Source organism: Micromonospora okii (assembly GCF_020884795.1).
Lineage (GTDB): Bacteria > Actinomycetota > Actinomycetes > Mycobacteriales > Micromonosporaceae > Micromonospora > Micromonospora okii.
The window spans coordinates 1-20,687 of the sequence record NZ_BBZF01000024.1; the positions used below are offsets into that span (position 1 = coordinate 1).

At 74.8% G+C, this 20,687-nt stretch carries 22 protein-coding genes; 12 read left to right on the forward strand and 10 right to left on the reverse strand.

Features of this window, described 5'->3' with window-relative positions; genetic code table 11:
• Positions 1–12: 12 nt before the first annotated feature.
• From LPU43_RS23130 to LPU43_RS23170, 9 genes are all read left to right on the forward strand, one after another.
• Positions 13–840, forward strand: coding sequence for an ABC transporter permease (locus tag LPU43_RS23130; RefSeq protein WP_229402617.1), 828 nt, complete (start codon positions 13–15; stop codon positions 838–840).
• A gap of 47 nt (positions 841–887) precedes the next feature.
• Positions 888–1,637 carry an ABC transporter ATP-binding protein gene (locus LPU43_RS23135; protein WP_229402618.1) on the forward strand — a complete coding sequence of 250 codons (750 nt, stop codon included), beginning with the start codon at positions 888–890 and terminating at the stop codon, positions 1,635–1,637.
• Positions 1,634–3,622: a DUF5941 domain-containing protein gene (locus LPU43_RS23140; RefSeq protein WP_373321798.1), complete on the forward strand. Its 1,989-nt coding sequence runs from the start codon at positions 1,634–1,636 to the stop codon at positions 3,620–3,622. Before LPU43_RS23135 ends, LPU43_RS23140 begins: the two co-directional genes overlap by 4 nt.
• 16 nt (positions 3,623–3,638) lie before the next feature.
• The gene (locus tag LPU43_RS23145) at positions 3,639–5,834 is read left to right on the forward strand and encodes a bifunctional glycosyltransferase/CDP-glycerol:glycerophosphate glycerophosphotransferase (RefSeq protein ID WP_229402619.1); all 2,196 of its coding nucleotides are present in this window, start codon (positions 3,639–3,641) and stop codon (positions 5,832–5,834) included.
• 133 nt (positions 5,835–5,967) lie between these two features.
• Entirely contained in the window at positions 5,968–7,275 is a 1,308-nt protein-coding gene (locus LPU43_RS23150; RefSeq protein WP_229402620.1) for an ABC transporter ATP-binding protein, read from the forward strand.
• A 43-nt stretch (positions 7,276–7,318) separates the two neighbouring features.
• Positions 7,319–7,786 carry a DUF4442 domain-containing protein gene (locus LPU43_RS23155; RefSeq protein ID WP_229402621.1) on the forward strand — a complete coding sequence of 156 codons (468 nt, stop codon included), beginning with the start codon at positions 7,319–7,321 and terminating at the stop codon, positions 7,784–7,786.
• Between the two features lie 100 nt (positions 7,787–7,886).
• Positions 7,887–8,639, forward strand: a complete 753-nt coding sequence (locus LPU43_RS23160; protein ID WP_229402622.1) for a beta-phosphoglucomutase family hydrolase — start codon at positions 7,887–7,889, stop codon at positions 8,637–8,639.
• Positions 8,636–11,008, forward strand: coding sequence for a glycoside hydrolase family 65 protein (locus tag LPU43_RS23165; protein ID WP_229402623.1), 2,373 nt, complete (start codon positions 8,636–8,638; stop codon positions 11,006–11,008). The genes LPU43_RS23160 and LPU43_RS23165 overlap by 4 nt, the downstream gene beginning before the upstream one ends.
• Before the next feature lie 91 nt (positions 11,009–11,099).
• Positions 11,100–11,732 carry a hypothetical protein gene (locus LPU43_RS23170; protein ID WP_229402624.1) on the forward strand — a complete coding sequence of 211 codons (633 nt, stop codon included), beginning with the start codon at positions 11,100–11,102 and terminating at the stop codon, positions 11,730–11,732.
• Between the two features lie 29 nt (positions 11,733–11,761).
• Here the strand turns inward: LPU43_RS23170 and LPU43_RS23175 are convergent, their stop codons facing one another.
• The 3 genes from LPU43_RS23175 to LPU43_RS23185 all read right to left on the reverse strand — a co-directional run bounded on the left by LPU43_RS23175 (position 11,762) and on the right by LPU43_RS23185 (position 12,764).
• On the reverse strand, positions 11,762–11,944 hold the full coding sequence (locus tag LPU43_RS23175) for a hypothetical protein (RefSeq protein ID WP_229402625.1): 183 nt from the start codon (positions 11,942–11,944) through the stop codon (positions 11,762–11,764).
• Between the two features lie 110 nt (positions 11,945–12,054).
• Positions 12,055–12,402, reverse strand: a complete 348-nt coding sequence (gene trxA, locus LPU43_RS23180; protein WP_305074911.1) for a thioredoxin — start codon at positions 12,400–12,402, stop codon at positions 12,055–12,057.
• Positions 12,372–12,764 (reverse strand): MerR family transcriptional regulator, encoded by a 393-nt coding sequence (locus LPU43_RS23185; protein WP_229402626.1) that lies wholly within the window; start codon positions 12,762–12,764, stop codon positions 12,372–12,374. The genes trxA and LPU43_RS23185 overlap by 31 nt, the downstream gene beginning before the upstream one ends.
• A gap of 140 nt (positions 12,765–12,904) precedes the next feature.
• On the opposite strand from LPU43_RS23185, the gene LPU43_RS23190 reads away from it, so the two are divergent.
• Positions 12,905–13,588, forward strand: coding sequence for a dienelactone hydrolase family protein (locus LPU43_RS23190; RefSeq protein ID WP_229402627.1), 684 nt, complete (start codon positions 12,905–12,907; stop codon positions 13,586–13,588).
• Between the two features lie 29 nt (positions 13,589–13,617).
• On the opposite strand, the gene LPU43_RS23195 is transcribed toward LPU43_RS23190, so the two are convergent.
• The gene (locus tag LPU43_RS23195; protein WP_229402628.1) at positions 13,618–14,751 is read right to left on the reverse strand and encodes an AI-2E family transporter; all 1,134 of its coding nucleotides are present in this window, start codon (positions 14,749–14,751) and stop codon (positions 13,618–13,620) included.
• Between the two features lie 204 nt (positions 14,752–14,955).
• Here LPU43_RS23195 and LPU43_RS23200 point away from each other — a divergent pair, with 204 nt between their 5' ends.
• Both LPU43_RS23200 and LPU43_RS23205 read left to right on the forward strand, forming a co-directional pair.
• On the forward strand, positions 14,956–15,141 hold the full coding sequence (locus LPU43_RS23200; RefSeq protein ID WP_229402629.1) for an antitoxin: 186 nt from the start codon (positions 14,956–14,958) through the stop codon (positions 15,139–15,141).
• 180 nt (positions 15,142–15,321) lie between these two features.
• Positions 15,322–15,564: a ferredoxin gene (locus LPU43_RS23205; protein WP_229402630.1), complete on the forward strand. Its 243-nt coding sequence runs from the start codon at positions 15,322–15,324 to the stop codon at positions 15,562–15,564.
• Between the two features lie 278 nt (positions 15,565–15,842).
• Here LPU43_RS23205 and LPU43_RS23210 read toward each other — a convergent pair whose 3' ends face one another.
• The 6 genes from LPU43_RS23210 to LPU43_RS23235 form a co-directional block, all read right to left on the reverse strand.
• A complete protein-coding gene (locus LPU43_RS23210; protein ID WP_229402631.1) occupies positions 15,843–16,184 on the reverse strand; it encodes a YkvA family protein in 342 nt (113 codons plus the stop codon).
• Positions 16,185–16,378: 194 nt separating this feature from the next.
• Positions 16,379–17,185, reverse strand: coding sequence for a hypothetical protein (locus tag LPU43_RS23215; protein WP_229402632.1), 807 nt, complete (start codon positions 17,183–17,185; stop codon positions 16,379–16,381).
• A gap of 234 nt (positions 17,186–17,419) precedes the next feature.
• Positions 17,420–17,827, reverse strand: coding sequence for a hypothetical protein (locus tag LPU43_RS23220; RefSeq protein WP_229402633.1), 408 nt, complete (start codon positions 17,825–17,827; stop codon positions 17,420–17,422).
• A gap of 139 nt (positions 17,828–17,966) precedes the next feature.
• On the reverse strand, positions 17,967–18,602 hold the full coding sequence (locus LPU43_RS23225) for an ABC transporter permease (protein WP_229402634.1): 636 nt from the start codon (positions 18,600–18,602) through the stop codon (positions 17,967–17,969).
• 393 nt (positions 18,603–18,995) lie between these two features.
• Positions 18,996–20,258, reverse strand: a complete 1,263-nt coding sequence (locus LPU43_RS23230) for a WXG100 family type VII secretion target (RefSeq protein WP_229402635.1) — start codon at positions 20,256–20,258, stop codon at positions 18,996–18,998.
• Positions 20,251–20,619: a hypothetical protein gene (locus tag LPU43_RS23235; protein WP_229402636.1), complete on the reverse strand. Its 369-nt coding sequence runs from the start codon at positions 20,617–20,619 to the stop codon at positions 20,251–20,253. The genes LPU43_RS23230 and LPU43_RS23235 overlap by 8 nt, the downstream gene beginning before the upstream one ends.
• Between the last annotated feature and the right edge of the window lie 68 nt (positions 20,620–20,687).

Genomic DNA, 20,687 nt, shown 5'->3' on the forward strand with positions numbered 1-20,687 from the left:
CGAGGAGGCGCGGTGACGTCTGGCGTCGGGGCGCTCTGGGCGCACCGGAACTCGCTGCGCATCCTCGTCCGCCGTGACCTGGCGGTGAAGTACCGGCAGTCGGTGCTGGGCTACCTCTGGTCGCTGATCGAGCCGCTCGGCATGGGCGCGATCTACTGGTTCGTCTTCGGGGTGCTCTACTCCCGGGACACGGGCCGCCACCTCGGGGAGGCCGCCGGGTCGTACCCGCTGTTCCTGGTCACGGGCATCTTCGCCTGGATGTGGGCCAGCTCGGCGTTGAGCGAGGCGACCAACGCGCTCACCGGGCAGGCCCGGCTGATCACCACGATGAACGTGCCCCGGCAGGTCTTCCCGATCGGCCGGGTCACCGGCCGGTTCGCCGAGTACGCCGCCGGCCTGCCGATCCTGGCCGCCATCGCCACCGGCTACGCCGTGCGCGGCGAGGTGCGCCCCGGCTGGTCGGTGCTCGCCCTGCCGCTCGCCGTGGCCGTGCAGGCGGTGCTGCTGGTCGGGCTGGCGCTGCTGCTGTCGGCGCTCAACGTGCTGATGCGCGACATCGAGCGGTTCATGCGGCTGGGCATCCGCGTCCTCTTCTACGCCACCCCGATCATCTACCCGCTGAGCCTGGTGCGGGAGTCGGCGATGCCGGGCTGGGTGAAGGCCGCCTACGAGCTGAACCCGCTGGTCGGCGTCTTCCAGCTCCACCACGCGGTCTGGTACCCGGACCAGTTCCCCGACGCCCGGCTGCTGGCGACCACGGTCGCGGTGAGCGCGCTGGTGCTGGCGGCCGGCTGGTGGGCGTTCCGCCGGCTGGAGCCCGCCGTGCTCAAGGAGCTGTGAATGCCGGCGCAGCGGGGCGCGGTGGCGACGGCGCGCGGGGAGTCGTGATGGCGGGGGAGCCGATCATCGAGGCGGACGGGCTCGGCATCCGGTTCGTCCGCAACCGGCGGCGGCAGCTCCGGCTGCGGGAGTTCTTCATCCGCCCGGCCGGACGGGCGGGCGACGGCGGCCGGTTCTGGCCGCTGCGGGACGTGTCGTTCCGGGTCGCGGCCGGCGACACGGTCGGGGTGGTGGGGCGCAACGGCACCGGCAAGAGCACGCTGCTGCGGCTGATCGCCGGGGTGCTCATCCCCGACGAGGGGCGCATCCGGGTGCGCGGGCAGGTCGCGCCGCTGCTGGAGCTGTCGGCCGGCTTCTCCGGCGACCTGACCGGGCGGGAGAACCTGTACCTCGTCGGCGGGCTGCACGGGCTGTCGTCGCGCTACCTGCGCGAACACTTCGACGAGATCGTCTCCTTCGCCGGTGAGCAGGTGGAGCGGGCCATCGACACGGCGGTGCGGCACTACTCCTCCGGGATGAAGGTCCGCCTCGGCTTCGCCGTCATCTCCCACCTGCCGCACCCGATCCTGCTCATGGACGAGGTGACGGCGGTCGGGGACGCGGAGTTCCGCGCGAAGTGCTATGCGACGATCGACCGACTTCTGGGGGAGGGACGCACACTGGTGCTGGTGTCACACAACGAAAAGGATCTGACCCGGTTCTGCCGTCGGGGGCTGTACCTCGACGCCGGGCGGCTGACCGTCGACGGGACGATCGCCGAGGCGCTGGACGCCTACCACAGCGCGGTCGCGCGGTGACGCTCGCGATCGTGCTCGCCGCCGGCGCACCGGCCGCGGGCCTGCCGACGCGGGGCGGGGCGACGCTGGCCGACCGGCTCGCCGACCAGTGGCTGCGGGCCGGCGCGAGCCAGGCCCGGCACGCCGCCGACCTGACGGAGCTGGCGGAGATCGTGGACGCCGCCGCCGGCCCGGTGATCGTCAGCGGGGCGGACCTGGTGGCGCACACCGCCGTACTGCGGCACCTGGCCACCAGCCCGGTCGGGCCGACGGTGGCCCTGGTGCTGACCGACCCGCCGGCCGCCGGCCGGGCCGTGGTGCGGGAGGAGCGCGGCCAGGTGGTCGCCGCCGGCCTCCACGGGCAGCTCGACGGCGAGGCCACCGGCGTGTTCGGCGGGGCGCTGCGGGTGGGCGCCGACGACCTGCCCGCCCTGGCCGCCGCCGCCCGCGCGGCGGCCGCCGGCCCCGGAGGCGACGCGGCGGGGCCCGCCGTGGACCGGCTCTTCACCGCCCTCGCGGCGCGCGGCACGCTGACCTTCGCCCACCGGGTACGCCTGCTCGTCGCCCACCGGGTCGCCGACCCGGTCGGGCTGGCCGCCGCCGAGGCCGCCGTCGGCGCGGTCGACGAGGACCGGGCGGAGCTGCGGCTGTCGGTGAAGGAGCGGGACGACTTCTTCACCACGTTCTTCGTCAGCACCTGGTCCCCGTACGTGACGAAGGTCTGCGCGCGGCTGCGGCTGACCCCGACCGGGGTCACCGCGATCTCCGTGGCCTTCGCGGTGGCCGCCGCGGTGCTCTTCGGCGTCGGCGGCCGGCCCGCGCTGGTTGCCGGCGCGGTGCTGCTCTACCTCGGCTTCGTGCTGGACTGCGTCGACGGCCAGCTCGCCCGCTACACCCGGCACTTCAGCGCGTGGGGCGGCTGGCTGGACACGATGGCCGACCGGGCCAAGGAGTACGTGGTCTACGCCGGCCTCGGCTACGGCGCGACGGCGGCCGGCCACCGGTACGGCTGGGCGCTCGCGGTCGCCGCGATGACGCTCCAGACCGTGCGGCACATGACCGACACCTGGTACGGGGTGCTGCACGACGAGGCGGCCCGCCGGCCGAAGGCGGTCGGCGGCGGTGGCGGGATCGGCGACAAGCTCAACGCCGCGTCGACCCGGGTGCAGGCCGACACGGGGTCGGTGTCGTACTGGCTGAAGCGGACGGTGGTGTTCCCGATCGGGGAGCGGTGGGCGCTGATCGCGCTGGCCGTGGCGCTGTTCAGCCCGCTGGTCGCGCTGGTCGCGGTGCTGGTCTGGGGGGCGCTGGCGTTCGCGTACACGGGGGCGCTGCGCACCCTGCGCGCCCGCTGGATGCGGGTGCCGGTGCTCGACACGGTCGACGCGACCCTGCACCGCGACGACGGCCCCCTCGCGGCCCGGTTCCCGGCGCTGCGCGCGGCGGGCCCGTTGGCGCTCGCGGTGGTGGGGGCGCTGGGCCCGGCGGCGCTGCTCGTGGCGGCCCTGCTGCGGGCCGGATCGGACGACGGCGACCCGGGCGGCCTGCGCTGGGCGGTGCCGGTGGCGCTGCTGGTGCTGCTGGTCGCCGGCCTCGGGGCGCGGGCGGCGCACGGCGGGCCGCTGGACTGGCTGGTCCCGGCCGCGCTGCGGGCGGGGGAGTACCTGTTCGCCATCGCGGTCGGCGTGGTCGGCGACGCCCCGGCGTGGGTGGTCTTCGGGTACGTCTTCGCGCTCACCCTGCACCACTACGACCTGACGGCACGGCTGGAGAAGCGGCAGGCGGCCCCGCCCCTGCACGCCGCCACGCTGGGCTGGGAGGGGCGCTCGGCGCTGCTGGCCGTCGCCGGGATCGCCGGTTTCGCGGGGATCGTCATGGCTACACTCGGTGCGTACCTGATTGCGCTCTTCGCCGGGAGTGTGCTCCTGGCCTGGGTCGTGCTGCCCGCCCGCGCCCGGCGGGCCGTGGGAGTCCCGGCGCGCGGAGGGGTTCGCCAGCCGGGCTGACGGGAGGGCCGGGGCGATGCCGCTGATCAGCTTCGTCGTCCCGGCCTACCGGGTGCAGGCGTACCTGGGCGAGTGCCTCGACTCGATCCTCGGCCAGCCGGTCGACGACGTCGAGGTGATCGGCGTCGACGACCACTCGCCCGACGCCGGCGGCGAGATCCTCGCCGAGTACGCGGCCCGGGACCACCGGGTCCGCGCCGTCCGGCTCGCCGCGAACGGCGGCCTCGGCCCGGCCCGCAACGCCGGGCTGGACCTGGCCGGCGGCGAGTACGTCTGGTTCGTCGACGGCGACGACTGGCTCGCCCCGGACTGCCTGGCCGAGGTCGCCGCCCGGCTGCGGGCGACCCGCCCGGACGTGCTGGTGGTCGACCACGTCCGGGTGCACTGGGACCAGCGGGCCGCCCGCAGCGCGATGGCCGAGGTCTTCCCGACCCCGCCCGGCCCGGTCACGTTCGGGCTGCGCGAGCGCCCGGAGGCGCTGCGGCTGCTGCACACGGCGTGGAACAAGCTGGTCCGCCGGGAGTTCCTGCTCGACCTCGGGCTGCGCTTCCCGCCCGGCTGGTACGAGGACGTGCCGTTCAGCTACCCGGTGCTGCTGGCCGCCGAGCGGATCGGGGTGCTGGACCGGGTCTGCGTCAACTACCGGCAGCGCCGGGCGGGGGCGATCACCCGGACCCGGGGGGACCGGCACTTCGAGGTGTTCGCGCAGTGGGACCGGGTGTTCCGCTGGCTGGACGAGCGGGCGACGACACCCGCCGGGGCGCGCGCCGACGACCTGCGCCCGGCGGTCTTCGAGCGGATGATCTGGCACTACCTGACCGTGCTCGGCAACGGGGAGCGGATCGCCCCCGAGCTGCGGCCTGCCTTCTTCGCCCGGATCGCCGCCGATCACGCCCGCCGGCTGCCGCCCGGCGGCTACCCGGCCCCCGAGGGGGTGGAGGGGCTCAAGCACCGGCTCGTCGCCGCCGGCCGGTGGCGCACGTTCAGCGCGCTGCGCGCCGCCAACCAGGCGCGGGAGACCGCCCGGCGGCAGGCCCGGCGGGCCGGGCCGATGGCCCGGGAGGCCGCCCGGCGGGGCCGCGACGCGCTGCTGCGCGAGTACTACCGCGCCGAGCTGCGCCGGCCGCCGGACCCGACGCTGGCCGTCTACGCGGCGTACTGGTACCGGGGGTACGTCTGCAACCCGGCCGCCGTCTACGAGGCGGCCCGTCGGCTCGCGCCGCACGTACGCGGGGTGTGGATCGTCCGGCGGGACCGGGTCGACTCGCTGCCGCCCGGGGTGGAGTACGTGGTCGCGGGCAGCCGCGAGTACCACCGGGCGCTGGCGCGGGCCACCTGGCTGGTCAACAACGTCAACTTCCCCGACTTCGTGCGCAAGCGGCCCGGCTCGACGCACGTGCAGACCCACCACGGCACGCCGGTCAAGGTGATGGGGCTGGACCAGCAGCGCTACCCGCTCGGCGCGGCCGGGATGGACTTCGGCGGGCTGCTGCGCCGGGTGGACCGCTGGGACTACAGCGTCTCCGCGAACGCCTTCTCCACCCGGATGTGGGAGCGGGCGTACCCGGCCGCGTACACCACGCTGGAGGTCGGGTACCCGCGCAACGACCGGCTGGTCACCGCCACCGCCGCCGACGTACGCGAGGTGCGCGCCCGGCTCGGCCTCGCCTCCGACGAGCGCGTGGTCCTGTACGCCCCGACCCACCGCGAGCACCTGCCCGGGTACCGGCCGCCGTTCGACCCGGGGCTGCTGCTCGACGCGCTCGGCCCGGCCGGCCGGCTGCTGGTGCGCAGCCACTACTTCCACGACCGGGACGGCCGGCCCCTCCTGCCCGTCGAGGACCCCCGGGTGCTCAACGTCAGCGACCACGACCGGGTCGAAGACCTCTACCTGGCCGCCGACGTGCTGGTGACGGACTACTCCTCGGCGATGTTCGACTACGCCGTGCTGGACCGCCCGATCGTCGTCTACGCGCCCGACTGGGAGGCGTACCGGCTCGCCCGGGGCGTCTACCTCGACCTGCTGGCCGAGCCACCCGGCGCGGTGACGACCAGCTTCCCCGGGCTGCTCGACCTGTTCCGCTCGGGGGCGGTCGACGCCCCCGCCGCGACGGCGGCCCGGGGGCGGTTCCGGGCCCGGTTCTGCGCGCTCGAGGACGGCCGGGCCGCCGAGCGGGTCGTCCGCCAGGTGTTCCTGGACGAGTCTTCCTGAACCGCATGGTCAGGCAATACGTCTGTCACGAGCCGAACATGACACGTTTACCCGATGCGCGGTTGCCATGATCCTGGTCACAGTCAGTCATTCGGGGTTTCGTGTGCTGTGAAAAGAGCTGGGGGAGGAGACGGTGACAACCGTCGCGCTCAAGGATGTGGCCAAGGTCTTCCAGGATGGGACCGTCGCCGTCAACAACATCAACCTGGACGTGAACGACGGGGAGTTCATGGTCCTGCTCGGCCCGTCCGGGTGCGGGAAGTCCACCGTCCTGCGGATGATCGCGGGGCTGGAGCCCCCGACCTCCGGCGCGGTCCTGCTCGACGGCGAGCTGGTCAACGACCTTGCGCCCCAGGACCGCAAGATCGCCATGGTCTTCCAGGACTTCGCCCTGTACCCGCACATGACCGTGCACGACAACATCGCCTTCCCGCTGCGCCTCGCCGGGGTGGAGCAGGGGCCGCGCGACGAGCGGGTTGCCGACGTGGCCAGCGCGCTCGGCATCGGCGACGTGCTGGGCCGCAAGCCCAGCCAGCTCTCCGGCGGTCAGCGCCAGCGGGTCGCGATGGGGCGGGCCCTCGTCCGGCGGCCCGGCCTGTTCCTGATGGACGAGCCCCTGTCGAACCTGGACAGCGGGCTGCGCGCCGAGCTGCGCGCGGAGATCTCCGGCCTGACCCGCGAGCTGGGCGTCACCACCATCTACGTCACGCACGACCAGGCCGAGGCGCTGACCATGGCCGACCGGGTGGCCATCATGCGCAAGGGCGTGCTCCAGGACGTCGGCACCCCCACCCAGGTGTACGGCAGGCCGGCCACCCTCTACGTCGCCGCGTTCCTCGGCAGCCCCCGGATGAACCTGCTGGAGGCGTCGGTCTACGTCCACCTAGACCGGTACGTCGCGCTGCACCTCGGCGACCAGGCCATCCACCTGCCCTGGAACGACATCCGCAGCCGGGCCGTGGCGCACTACCACGGCGAGCGCATCGTGGTCGGGATGCGGGCCGAGGCGCTCACCCCCGTCGGCCCGGACGCCAAGGGCGAGGTGCTGCGGGGCCGCATCCGCTACCTGGAGCACCACGGCCACGAATCGCTCGCGTTCGTGGACGTCGGCGCGACCGCCGTCGTCGTCGACGAGATGGGCAGCAGCACCGGTGACGAGGCCGGCGGCCCGCGGGGACGACGCAAGCTCGGGCAGGTCATCCAGCGGCTCACCGGCCGGGGCGCCGAGCCGGTGGCCGACCCGGCCGAGCCGTCGCGCCGCAACCCGAACAGCGTGCTCAGCGACCCGGGCCGCCACCACCGCCGGCCGGGGGAGCTGGGCGTGCGGCTCGCGCCGTACCCGGGGATCTCCGCCGGTCACCCGCTGGCCGTCTCGGTGCGCCTGGACGCCCTGCACTTCTTCAACGAGCGCGGTGACCGGATCGACGTGGGGTGGCGCTGACCTCCCCTTGCCCCCCTAGTTACCGGCGAGTAACGTTGGGGCCATGACCATCGACTCGCGCCAGGTCGCCGCCGGCATGTTGGCGGCGGTGCCGTTCGCCCGCACCCTCGGCATCGAGTTCGTCGAGGTGGCCCCCGAGGCGCAGGGCGGGGTGCGGGCCGTGGTCCGGCTGCCCGACTCGCCGGCTGTGCACAACCACATCGGCGGCCCGCACGCCGGGGCGATGTTCACGCTCGGCGAGACGGCGTCGGGCGCGGTGGTGATGGCCGCGTTCGGGCAGCTCCTCGACCGGGCGGTGCCGCTGGCCGTGCGGGCCGACATCGCCTACCGGAAGGTGGCGAGAGGGCCGGTGCTGGCCACCGCGCGGCTCGGCCGGCCCGCGCCCGAGGTGGTCGCGGAGCTGGACGCCGGCCGCCGGCCCGAGTTCCCGGTCGAGGTCGAGATCGCCACCGAGGACGGCACCCCGACCTCGGCGATGACGGTGGTCTGGACGCTGCGCCCCCACCGCTGACGGGCCCCGCCCGCCCGTAGCCCGGAGGTGAGAGGGGTGACCTTCTCTATCGCAGGCGTTAACAAGGTGCCCTTCCTTCTTCCGCGGGTAGATTCGTAGCGTGTTGGGGCTTCCTGCTGGTGTGACCGCCTGTCTCTTCGACCTGGACGGTGTGCTGACGCAGACCGCGCGGGTCCACAACGTCGCCTGGGCGCAGACGTTCGACGCGTTCCTCCTGCGCCACGCCGAGGCGACCGGGGAGCCGTTCCGGCCGTTCGACCCGGGTCCGGACTACAACCGCTACGTCGACGGGCGGCCCCGGGCCGACGGGGTGCGGTCGTTCCTCGCCTCCCGGGGGGTCGTCCTGCCCGAGGGCGCGCCCGACGACCCGCCGGAGGCGGAGACCGTCAACGGGATCGGCAACCGGAAGAACGTCGTCCTGCTGGAGCGCCTGCGCACCGACGGGGTCGAGGTCTATCCGGGCTCCGTGACGTACCTGAAGGCGGCGGCCGACGCCGGGCTGCGCCGCGCGGTCGTCTCCGCCAGCGCCAACTGTCGGCAGGTGGTCGCCGCCGCCGGGCTGGAACCGCTGCTGGAGGCCCGCGTCGACGGGCTCGTCGCCCGGGAGCGGGGGCTGCGCGGCAAGCCGCACCCGGACACCTTCCTGGAGGGCGCCCGGCTGCTCGGGGTGGACCCGGCGCGGGCGGTCGTCTTCGAGGACGCGCTGGCCGGCGTCGCCGCCGGGCGGGCCGGCGGGTTCGGGTACGTGGTCGGGGTGGACCGGGTCGGCCAGGCCGAGGAGCTGCTCGCGCACGGGGCGGACGTCGTGGTGACCGACCTCGCCGGCCTGATCGACAGGGAGACACCCGCATGATCCGCGAACGCGCCTATCCGGTGGAGCCCTGGCACGTCCGGGAGACCCGCCTCGACGTGGACGTGCTGGCCCAGTCGGAGTCGGTCTTCGCGCTCTCCAACGGCCACGTCGGCCTGCGCGGCAACCTGGACGAGGGCGAGCCGCACGGCCTACCCGGGACGTACCTGAACTCCTTCTACGAGCTGCGCCCGTTGCCGTACGCGGAGGCCGGGTTCGGCTTCCCCGAGTCCGGGCAGACCATCGTCAACGTCACCAACGGCAAGCTGATCCGGCTGCTGGTCGACGACGAGCCGCTCGACGTCCGGTACGGCGAGCTGCTGCACCACGAGCGGATCCTCGACCTGCGGGCCGGCACCCTGCACCGGGAGGTGCACTGGCGCTCCCCGGCCGGGCGGGAGGTCAAGCTGCGCAGCACCCGGCTGGTCTCGTTCACCCAGCGGTCGGTCGCCGCCATCAACTACGAGGTCGAGGCGGTGGACGGGCCGCTGCGGCTGATCCTCCAGTCCGAGCTGGTGGCCAACGAGGCCCTCCCGGCGCAGAGCCGCGACCCCCGGGTGGCGGCCGTGCTGGAGTCCCCGTTGCAGGCCGAGGAGGAGCTGACCACCGAGGACGGCGGGCTGCTCATCCACCGGACCAAGGTCAGCGGGCTGCGGGTCGCCGCCGTCATGGACCACGACGTGCACGGCCCGGAGCACACCACCGTCGAGTCGGAGGGGTACGAGGACTGGGTCCGCACCACCGTCGGCTGCGTCCTCAAGCCCGGCGAGAAGCTGCGGGTGGTCAAGTACCTGGCGTACGGCTGGTCGAGCCGGCGGTCGCTGCCGGCGCTGCGCGACCAGGTCGGGGCGGCCCTCACCGCGGCCCGCCTCGACGGCTGGGACGGGCTGCGCCGCGAGCAGCGGGAGTACCTCGACGAGTTCTGGGACGCCGCCGACGTGCGGGTCGACGGCGACCCGGAGGTGCAGCAGGCCGTGCGCTTCGGCCTGTTCCACGTGCTCCAGGCCGGCGCGCGGGCCGAACGCCGGCCGATCTCGGCGAAGGGCCTCACCGGCCCCGGGTACGACGGGCACGCGTTCTGGGACACGGAGATGTTCGTGCTGCCGGTGCTGACCTACACCCAGCCGGGCGCCGTGCGCGACGCCCTGCACTGGCGGCACTCCACCCTGGAGCAGGCACACGAGCGGGCCCGGATGCTGAACCTCGAGGGCGCGGCCTTCCCGTGGCGCACCATCGAGGGGCCGGAGTCGTCGGCGTACTGGCCGGCGGGGACGGCGGCGTTCCACATCGCCGCCGACGTCGCCGACGCGCTGCGGCGGTACGTGCTGGTCACCGGCGACGCGGCGCTGGAACGGGAGATCGGTCTGGAACTGCTGGTCGAGACGGCCCGGCTGTGGCGCTCGCTCGGGCACCACGACCGGCGCGGCCGGTTCCACATCGACGGGGTGACCGGCCCGGACGAGTACACGGCCGTGAAGGACGACAACGTCTACACCAACCTGATGGCGCAGCGGAACCTGCTCGCCGCCGCCGACTGCGCCATGCGGCTGCGCGACGAGGCCATCGACCTCGGGGTGACCGAGGAGGAGGCGGCGGCCTGGCGGGACGCGGCCAACGCCATGTCCGTGCCGTACGACGGTGAACTCGACGTGCACCAGCCGGTGGAGGGGTTCACCCGGCTCCAGGAGTGGGACTTCGAGCACACCCCCGCCGAGAAGTACCCGCTGCTGCTGCACTACCCGTACTTCGACCTGTACCGCAAGCAGGTGATCAAGCAGGCCGACCTGGTGCTCGCCATGCACTGGCGGGGCGACGCCTTCACCGACGAGCAGAAGCTGCGCAACTTCCTGTACTGCGAGCGGCGGACCGTGCGGGACTCGTCCCTGTCGGCGTGCACCCAGGCGGTGCTCGCGGCCGAGGTCGGCTACCTGGAGCTGGCCCACCGCTACCTGCGCGAGGCCGCGCTGATGGACCTGCACGACCTGAACGAGAACACCCGCGACGGGGTGCACATGGCGTCGCTGGCGGGGGCGTGGATCGCCCTGGTCGCCGGCTTCGGTGGGCTGCGCGACCACGACGGGCTGCTGACGTTCGCGCCCCGGCTGCCGAGCCGGATGGGCCGGCTGGAGTTCTCGTTGCAGTGGCGGGGGCTGCGGCTGCGGGTCGACGTCCGGCCGCACGAGACGACGTACGCGCTGCGGCACGGCGGCCCGGACGACGCGATCGAGCTGACCCACCACGGCGAGAAGGTCCGGGTGACCCACGCGGAGCCGGTCACCGTGCCGGTGCCGCCGTTCACCCCGCCCGCCGCCGAACCGGAGCAGCCGCCCGGCCGGGCGCCCCTGATGCACCTGCCGGAGAACCTGAGCTAGAAGCGGGGGGAGGCGCATGACGAGCCAGGTCGAAGCCGGAACCGGACCGCGCCCACAGCGATCGCCGCGGGGCGGAAGGCTACTGCTGATCGTGTCGATCGTTGCCGCGCTCGTCGTCGGCGGCGCATGGTGGTTCCGGGCTGCGCGGCCGGAGCCAGTCGCCGACGGGCGCGGCCACCCCTCGGGTTCGGCCACCAGCGCCCCGGCCGGGGAGGAGCGCCCCGACGCGGGTGGTCCACGGTCCGCCGGGCCGCTGCCGCCCATTCCCGGCGCGAAGGTCGAGGCCATCGCGGCAGGTTGGGCGCAGCGGTGGGGGAAACCGGCGAAGGCCTCCGCAAAGGGGTACGACACCACGGCGACGCTGCCGGGCACCGCCTACCGCACCCGTTTCGGGGTCACCAGGAGCCGGGACGGGGACCGCAGCGAGGTCGCCACCCTGTTCTGCATCACCAGCGACCCGCGCCTAGCCAAGGGCCGCCGGCTGATCCGGGCGGTGGTGGACTCCTGCCTCGCCCCCGCCCTACGCGGCGAGGAGAAGGCGGCGGTGTCGACGTGGCTCACCGCACAGGACTACTCCCACGACCTCTTCGCGACGCGGGTGCTTCCCCGATTCGTCGTCGACCTGGTGTCGTCGAAGGGCATCTTCCAGGTAAACCTCGTCTCCAAGGGCAGAACGGTCGGCCCGGGCGCCGTCCCGACAACGGACACGGAACCTGCCGGGTAGTCCCACGCCGGGGCGGCAGGCCCGGGCCCTCAGAGCTGTCGCCCCTGGGAGGGGCGCCCGGCGGAGTCGCGCGGGGCCATGACGCGCGGGTCGTCGGCCGTACGGGCCTGCGCCGCCTCGTCCCCCCAGTCCCGGCCGCGCTCGGCGTCCCGCTCCCGCTGTTCGTCCCGCTCGGCGTCCTGCTGCTGGGGCCTGTCCTGCTCTCGGGCCATGACGGTCCTCGCGATCGGTCGGGGCGCGTCCGCGCCGGTGCTGCGGTCACCCCGGGCCTTCCCGGTCGCCCCACCCGCAAACGACGACGGCACGGTGGGGGTGCCGCCCGTCACGGCTCCAGGTGTCGGGCGAAGATGCCCCGCAGGTGGTTCTTCGGCCGGGCGCCGACGGTCGAGCCGACCAACTCGCCGCCCCGGAACACCAGCAGGGTCGGCATCGACATCACCTGGTACGCCCGGGTGATGGCCGGGTTCTCGTCGGTGTTCAGCGTGACGATCCGTAGCTGGTCGCCGAACTCGTCGGCCAACTCGACGAGGCTCCGCGAGACCGCCACGCAGGGCGGGCACCACTCGGCCCAGAAGTCGACCACCACCGGCCGGTCGGCGGCGAGCACCGTCTCGGCGAAGGTGGTGTCGGTGACGGCGGTCAGCGGGGCAGTCCCCGTCTTCTGAGGCATCTTTCCTCCCGGTGTGCGATGGCCTGGGTGAGTTGGTCGTGCAACTGCCGCCGTACCCCGCCCAGCCGGTCGAGGTAGGCGTCCACCTCGGCGAGCTTGCGGCGCAGCACGGCCACGGAGTCCGGGCAGACGTCGCCGGAGGAGTGGCCGGCCCGCAGGCAGGCAACGAACGGCCTGATGTCGTCCAGGCCGAACCCCACCGCCAGCAGGGCGCGGATCTCGTGTACGACCCGCAGCTCCGCCTCGTCGTAGACGCGGTACCCGTTGGCCGAGCGCTGTGGTCGTACCAGCCCCTGCGTCTCGTAGTAGCGCAGCGTCCGGGGGCTGGTGCCGGCGCGTTCCGCCAGTTCGCCGATCAGCATTCGCCCTCCTCCACCCCTCTGGCCGTCACGCTAGACCTTGCCGTCGATGTCAAGGCAAGGGCGAATCCCGGGCACCGGGGCGGGTATCCGCGCGGTTGCGGCCGTCGGGGCACCGGCGGGACGACGGGGAGGGGTACGACATGGGGGCGCGCGGGCAGGTGGGGACGGCCACCGGGGGTGTCGAGGTCACGATCCCGGTGGGGGACGCCGGGCTGCCGGCCGACGTGGTGGTCCCGGACGGGGCGGCCGGGGTGGTGCTCTTCGCGCACGGCAGTGGCAGCTCCCGGCACAGCCCCCGCAACACCGCCGTCGCGCGGGTGCTCCAGCGGCGGGCGCTCGGCACGGTGCTGGTCGACCTGCTCACCCCGGCCGAGGACCGGGTCGACGCCCGCACGGCCGAACTCCGGTTCGACATCGGCCTGCTCGCCGACCGGCTGGCCGCGATCGTGGACTGGATGGGCGGCGAGCCGGCCCTGGGCCGGCTGCCGGTGGGCCTGTTCGGCGCGAGCACCGGGGCCGCCGCCGCGCTGGTCGCCGCCGCGGCCCGCCCCGAGCGGGTACGCGCCGTGGTGTCGCGCGGCGGGCGGCCCGACCTGGCCGGCGCCGCCCTGCCCCGGGTCGAGGCCCCGACGCTGCTGCTGGTGGGCGGGCTCGACGAGCAGGTGATCACGCTGAACGAGCAGGCTCTGGCCGAGCTGGGCGAGGTCGGCGAGCTGCGGGTGGTGCCGGGGGCGACGCACCTGTTCGAGGAGCCGGGCACCCTGGAGCAGGTCGCGGACGCGGCGGCCGGCTGGTTCGCCGACCACCTGCGTCCGTCGTCCTGAACCGGGTCCTCCGGCCCCGGGCCGCGAGGTCAGGCGGCCTGCCGGTGCCGCTGCACGGTGTCGATCACGCGGTACGCGACGGCGGTGATCGGCACCGACACGAACGCCCCGGCGATCCCGCCGATGAGCGTGCCGGCGGTCACCGCCACCAGGATCACCGCCGGGTGGAGCTGGACCTGGCGCTTCATCACCAGGGGCTCCAGCAGGTTCCCCTCGATCTGCTGGACGGCGATCACCGCGGCCAGGGTGAGCAGCGCGATGGTGGGCCCCTTCGCGGCGAGGGCCACCAGCACGGCCACCGCGCCGGCCACCGTGGCGCCGATGATCGGGACGAACCCGCCGAGGAAGGTGATCAGGGCCAGCGGCAGGGCGAGCGGCACCCGCAGCACCACGAGGGCCAGGCCGATCCCGATGGCGTCGATCGCCGCGATGATCATGGTGCCCCGGCTGTACGAGCCGAGCGTCCGCCAGCCCACCCGGCCGGCCTCGGCGGTCACCTCCCGGTTCGGCCCGGTCATCCGGCGCAGCACCCAGTGCCACATCGACCGGCCGTCCTTGAGCAGGAAGAACAGCAGCACCAGGGCGAGCAGGACCGAGCCGGCGACCTCGGCGGCCGTGCGGGCCCCGCCGACCGGGTCGGGGGCGTTGCCGCCCACCCCGTCGCGGGCCTGCCGGACCAGGTTGTCGAGCTGGACGTCGGTGACCGGGAGCGTGGAGGTGACGAAGTCCCGGGTGCGCTGGAGGCCCTGGTCGAGTTCCTGACTCAGCTCGCCGAACTGGCTCGCGGTCAGGTTCCACACCAGCACCCCGACCCCGGCCAGGACGCCGAGCAGGAGCAGCACGGTGAGCAGGGCGGCCAGCGCCGCCGGCAGCCGGAGCCGGCGCAGCAGGAGCAGCACCGGGTCGAGCAGCGCGGTGAGGAAGAGGGTCGCGGCCAGCGCGATGGCCAGCGGCGCGAGCAGCACGGCGATCTTCCCGAGCAGGTAGAGCCCGGTGACGACCACCACGAGGCAGGCGCTCCAGAGCACCGCCGAGCGGACCAGCCACGGCAGCCCCGCCCACGCCTGCCGGGGCCCCGCGTGGAGCGCGGGAGCGGGCGTCGCCGGATCGCCGTCCCTGCCCGCCGTGTTCCCGGGCGTCCGCCCGCCACCGTCCTCTGCCACGCCGGCCCTCCCGCGTCCCTGGGCGACGTCGATACCCGCTTTCGTCCCGGGCGACACCCGCCCGGGTGCGATGTCCGGATTCGCGGCGGTCGCCGGCCTCTCGCCGAGAGCGGAGACGTTCCAAGATCGCCAAAGGTGCCGCCCGGCGGTTTGTGCCGTGCCGGGCAGGGAAGGCTCCTGGTGGACCCAGTGGAGGAGGAACCCGTGAGCGACTTCATGGACAAGGCCAAGGACTTCGCCGACAAGCACGACAAGCAGGTCGACCAGGGCCTCGACAAGGGCGGCGACATGGTCGACAAGCGCACCGGCGGCAAGTACGACGAGCAGATCGACAAGGGCGTCGACATGGCCCAGCAGCGCACCGGCGGGGGCGACACCTCGCCGGCCTGACCCTTCGTACCGTCGTCCCGGGTCGTCGCGTGCGCGGCGGCCCGGGATCGTCGTGCCCGTCCCACGATGCGCGTGCGCGCCGGAAATCCATCCAGCTCACTGGCCTGGCATCGAGTTTCCTCGCTACGATCCGTGTTCCTGGCATGACCCCAGGTGGAGCGCGGCGGTTGGGAGGATCAGGTGAGCGCGGAGAACGAGACGACCGGCCTCGGGTGGCGGCTGCGGGTGGACCCGACCCGGTGCATCGGGTCGGGCATCTGCGCCGGGGCCGCACCCGCGCACTTCGTGCTGGTGGACGGGCTGTCCCAGCCACTGGTCGAGGAGGTGGCACCGGCCCGGGCCGTGCTGGATGCCGCCGAGTCCTGTCCGGTGGAGGCGGTCGTCGTCACCGAGGCGGGCAGCCGCCGCCACATCGCCCCCTAGGTGTAAGGAGGGGCCCCTTCCTAACGTCTGCGGTAGAGAAGGGCGCCCCTCTCACAACGGAGCGCGCGGAGCGCGCGGCGTGCCGGGTGCCAGATGCGGGGTGGGTGTGCGGGGTGCGGGAGTGACGTGAGTGTGCGGGGTCAGGAGTTGTAGCCCCGGCCCGCGATCCGGTTGGCCAGCTCGGCGGCGTCCGTCCAGTACTCCTGGACGACCGGGTTCGCCGGGTCGGCGAGCTTCCCGGATGTCGCCGTCACCCGGAAGCCGGGCGGTGGTGCGGCTCAGGACACTGGGCGCTGGGCGTGGTCGTCGTGGGGCTCCGGCCCGCCGGGCAGCCGCTCGGCGGCGCGGTGCTGCTGCACGAGCCGGCCCAGGTAGAGCAGCGCGGCGGCCAGCACGCCGATGTCGTCCAGGTAGATCGGGTCGGGGAGCACGTCGACCGGGAAGACGGTGTAGACCAGCGCGCCCCAGAAGGCGACCTTGCCGCCGACGCCCAGCGTGCCGAGCATCCGGCGGGTGCGGACCACCCGCACGGCGAGCAGGACGGCGCCGACCAGCATCGCCAGGGCGAGGAGCCCGGCGAGGACGGCGAGCACCGCGAAGACCCACTGCTCCTGCGACATGCCGCCACGCTAGCCGACCTCGCCGGGGCGCGCCCGCCCCGGCGAGGTCGGCGCGCCGGTGGCGGGCGCCGGCGGACGGGCCGTGGCGGGCGCCGGGCCGGGCGGGTGCCGGTGGACGGGTCGCGCCGGGGCTGGCTGGGGCCCTCGCGGGACCGGGCGGACGTGACCGGGCAGGGTGACCGCTCGGGGTGGGGTCAGGCGGGGACGGCGGCGCGGCCCCTGGCGACGACGTGCCGCTCGCGGGCGACCACCGGCATCTCGCGCGTCCGGTCGGCGACGTCGGTCACCCCGGGCACCAGCGGCTGCTCCTGCGCGACGGCGGGTGCGGTCGCCGCCAACGCCTCGTCCCGGAGGCTGCCCGCCGCCACTGCGGCCTGCTCGGCGGCCCGCCACGCGGCCTCCTCCCGTCGCCGGGCGAGCTGGTGCCGGGCGCGCAGGTGGTCCCGTACGGCGCGGCGCAGCACCAGCTCCTGCTCGACCGGGTGCAGCCGGGGATCCCATCCGCCCCGGTGCGCGAACACGTCGCTGAGCTGCTCCTCCGACAGCTCCCGACGCCGGTACGCCTCCAGCGCGGCCCGGTGCAGGTAGCGCTCGCGGTCGGCGTACTCGGCGGGGCTGCGCTCGGTGTTCGGTCGGGGGAGCAGGGCGGCGGCGGAGAGCCGACGGACGTCCGCCTCGGCGGTCTCGTACGCCTGCCAGTCGGCCTCGACCTCCTCCTGCGCGGAGAGCCACTCGGCCCGGAGCCGCTGGGCGGTGGCCGCCGCCCGCTGCGCCGCCGTCGCCACCTCCTCGGCGTAGCGGCGGCGTTCCCGCTCCTCCTCCGCCTGTTCCAGCAGGCTCGGCATGGCCGCCTCGCGGACGCGCCCGGCCACCGCGGAGCGCAGGAGGTTCGGCCGCAGGACCAGGCCGGCCACCGCGACGGCGACGACGCCGAGGAGGGCCAGCCAGATCACGGCGGCCAGCGGTACGTCGAGCAGGACTGAGGAGAGCGCGGTCTGCATGGGGAGCACCTCGGAGGGGACGACGTGGACTGACGGTCGGGCCCGCCGTGCGGGCCGGTGGCCGCCTCGACCGGTGCGCGACGGTCCTCGCCGGCCGTCAGCGCCGAGGGCGGCGGCGGGCGGGGTCGTCGGGGGCGCGGGAGGGCGCGGCCGTCGGCGGGCTCGCGGGAAGCCGACGCGGTGCCGGGGCGGCGCGATGCCGACGCGGACCGGGTCGGGCGGAAGCGGCCCGGGTCAGTGCCGGGGAGGGCCGCGACGGACGACGGTGCCGCCGATCGGGTCGACGGCGGGGTGGTCGACCGGGACGGCAGCCGCGCCGGCCGCCGCCGGGGCGGGCGCCGGGTGCCGGGCGTCGTCGGGGGTCGGTCGGGCGGCCGGGGCGCTGTGCGGCTCGACGGCCGGGCCGGACCCGGGGCGCAGCGCGTCCACCCGGCTGGTCACCACGGCGGGGCGGGCCAGATCGGCGGCGGAGGCGGGGGTGGTCGTCACGGCGGAGACCCCGCCGAGACCGACCGCGAGGACGAGGGCGGTCAGCGCGAGGCGACCCAGCTCCCGGAAGCGGCGCAGCGTCGCCTGCCACGACGGGCGTGGCAGGCGCGGCGTCCCCGACCGGGCGGGGCGGGCGAACGCTACGGACTGCACCACACCAACCTATCCGCGTTCCGCAGCGCCCGCATCCCGGACGCCGCGCGGGTGGGGTGAGCCGGACCACCCGTCGCTGTGGACGGACGCGCCCCCGTGGGCGGCGACCCGGCGCGCGGCTGGATCCCCGCCCACGGTGTCACTCGGCACGCAGGCCCTCGGGACGAGTCAGCCGCCAGAGGAGCGGCAGGCTCGCGCCGGTCACCAGCAGCACCAACCCGCCGCCGAGGCCGACCCCCGTGGCGACCGCCGGCCAGCTCACCGAGATCGGCGAGCCGACCATGCGCAGCAGCACCGTCCCGAGGCCCAGCCCGAAGACGACCGCGAGGCCTAGCCCGATCAGCACCGGTACCGCCGCCTGCCACAGCACCGACCAGCCCAGCGCGCGGCGAGGGGTGCCGACCGCGACCAGCATGGCCAGCAGCCGGCGGCGCTCCCGCAACTGCTCCAACATGCCGACCAGCATGCTCGTGCCGATCAGCAGCAGCGTCACCACCACGCCGACGACCATGCCGCGCCGGACGTTGACGAACTGGGTGGACCGGCGCTCGCCAGGCGGCATCTCGGCGAGGAAGACGTCCCCGTCCGCGCAGGCGTCGAGCCGGGCGTACTCGGCCAGCGCGGCGCAGTCGCCGATCCGCACCTTGGCGAACGAGGAGAACTGCCCGTCGGGCTGCTCCTCGCCGATCGCCAGTGTCGTCAGCGTCCCCACGGTGCGGGTGACGCCCTGGGACGCGGCCAGCCGGGCCAGCGCGTCGCCGGGATCGGAGGACAACCACGACGAGGACCATCAGGACGGGGCTGAACTCCTCGCTCGGCGGCCCGCCGCCGAACCGGTCGATCCGCGCCGCCTCCGTCAGGGTGTCGCTGCCCAGGTAGAAGGCCAACTCGTGCGGGCCGGTGAGGCCCTGCGCCCCGATCGTGCCGGTCACCCGGGCGCCGCCGAGCCGGGGTGCGACCAGCGGGCCGTCGGGAGAACCGAGCAGGTCCCGCAGGGCCGGGGAGACGACCACCTCGCCGGCCACCGGCAGCCGGTCCAGCCCGGGCGGCACCGGCGCCGCCGGCCCCTCGGCGCGGAGGATCCGCCCGCGCACCGGGCGCTCCCGGAACACGGCGGGGCCCTCCCGGTGGGAAGGGCCCCGCGCCGTACGGGTGGAAGGAGGGACGGTCAGCTCGCGCCGAGCACCGGTGGGGCTCCCGTCTCGCCGTCGCTCCACACCATCTCGTCCTCGGTCAGCCAGGTCAGCCGCTCGTCGGAGTCGTCCTCGCCGGTCCGCCCGGCCCCGCCGAGCACGCCCGCCCGGTTGGCGGCCCCGTTGTTGGCACCGTTGCCGCCGAACCGGCCCACGCTCGTGGCGGGGCGGTGCTCGGTCATCGGCGGGCCGCCGGCCGGCTTCGCCGCCATCGGCGCGGCGGCGCGCGTCGACCCGGCCAGCGAGCCGGTGCCGCCGCCGAGCACGCCGCCGGCCGGTGCTCCGGGGCGCGCGCCGAAGAGCAGGCCCGCACCGGCGCCGGCCGCCGCCGTGGCGGTCGCCCCGCCCAGCCCGACCCCGCCGGTGGTGCCGCCGGTGGGCGGCGTGCCCCCGAGCACCGGGTCGGCCCCGGCGAGGGACGTACCCGGGTCGGTGCCCGCGCCCGGCGTGGTGCCCGGGCCGTTGTGGACCGGACCCGGGCCCGGGTGCGTGCCGCCGGGCTCCACACCCGACAGCACCGTCCCGTTGCCCGGCCCCGGCCCGTGCAGGACGGCCTGCGGGTCGGGCGCGGTCTTCCCGTCGCGGCGCGGGCTGCCCTTCCTGCTGTTCGGCGCGGACCCCGGCTTGCGGGCCCCGGGGCCGGTGGACGGGGTCGACGGGGTGGTGTTCGGGTCGTACGGCAGGTCCCGGTCCGGCTTCGGCGGGTCGACCAGCCGGCCGTACGCGGAGAGGTCGTAGCCGGCGGCCAGCTCGGCCACCACCTTCACCATCCGCTTGTGGGCGCGCTCCTGCTCCGCCTTGTCCTGCTGGTGGCCCATGATGCCGCCGACGATCGCGCCGGGCAGGCCGAAGGTCACACCGCCCTTGACCGCCCCGGAGACCGCCTGGTCGTGGTCGTCGGTCTCTTCGGGGCTCTCCGCCTCCTTCTTGGCGGTGCGCAGGTGGGTGGCCATCAGCGTCAGGCCCTGGCGGACGTCGGCCATCCCCTCGGAGAGGGTGGTCGAGTAGTCGACGACCAGCGACAGCCGCCGCTGGAACTCCCGCCCGGCGTCCCCCGTCCAGCCGTTGGCCAGCTTGTCGAGGTCGCCCCTGAGGTCGCGGGCGAGGTCGTCGAGGGTGCCCTTCATGGAGTTCCACTTGGCGGCCAGCCCGTCGATCTGGGCGGGGTCGCCGGCGTTCACGGCCTCGTACAGCTTTTCGTGGCTGACGTGCTCGTAGCGCGCCGTGTACTCAGACACGAGGGGCCTCCTTCCCGCCGAGCGCGTCGTCGACGCCGCCGAGGGCGGCGGCGATGTCGGCGGAGTTGGCCGCGTTGCGCGCCTCGGTGGTGCGGTAGTTGTTCAGGATCGTGCTGGTCGCGCTCTGCGCCGCCCGCACGGCGTCGCGGAGCCGCTCGACCTGCTGGCTGTAGGTCTGGTGCAGCTCGGAGTAGCGCCGGGCGTTGCTGGTCGCGTCGGCGAACGTGCCCAGCTCCGGTGGCCGGCACTGCATCTCGGCGGTGAGCTTCCTGAGCACGGCTTCGGCCTCGCTGAGCCGGCCGGCCAACCGCCGGTGGAAGTCCTCTAGGGACAGTACGTCTACTGTCGTGCGCCCGGTCATGGCAGCATCCCCGTGGTCCTTGTCGACAACCGCTGGTGAGGATCAGGTTAGTGGACGGCGGCCAACCC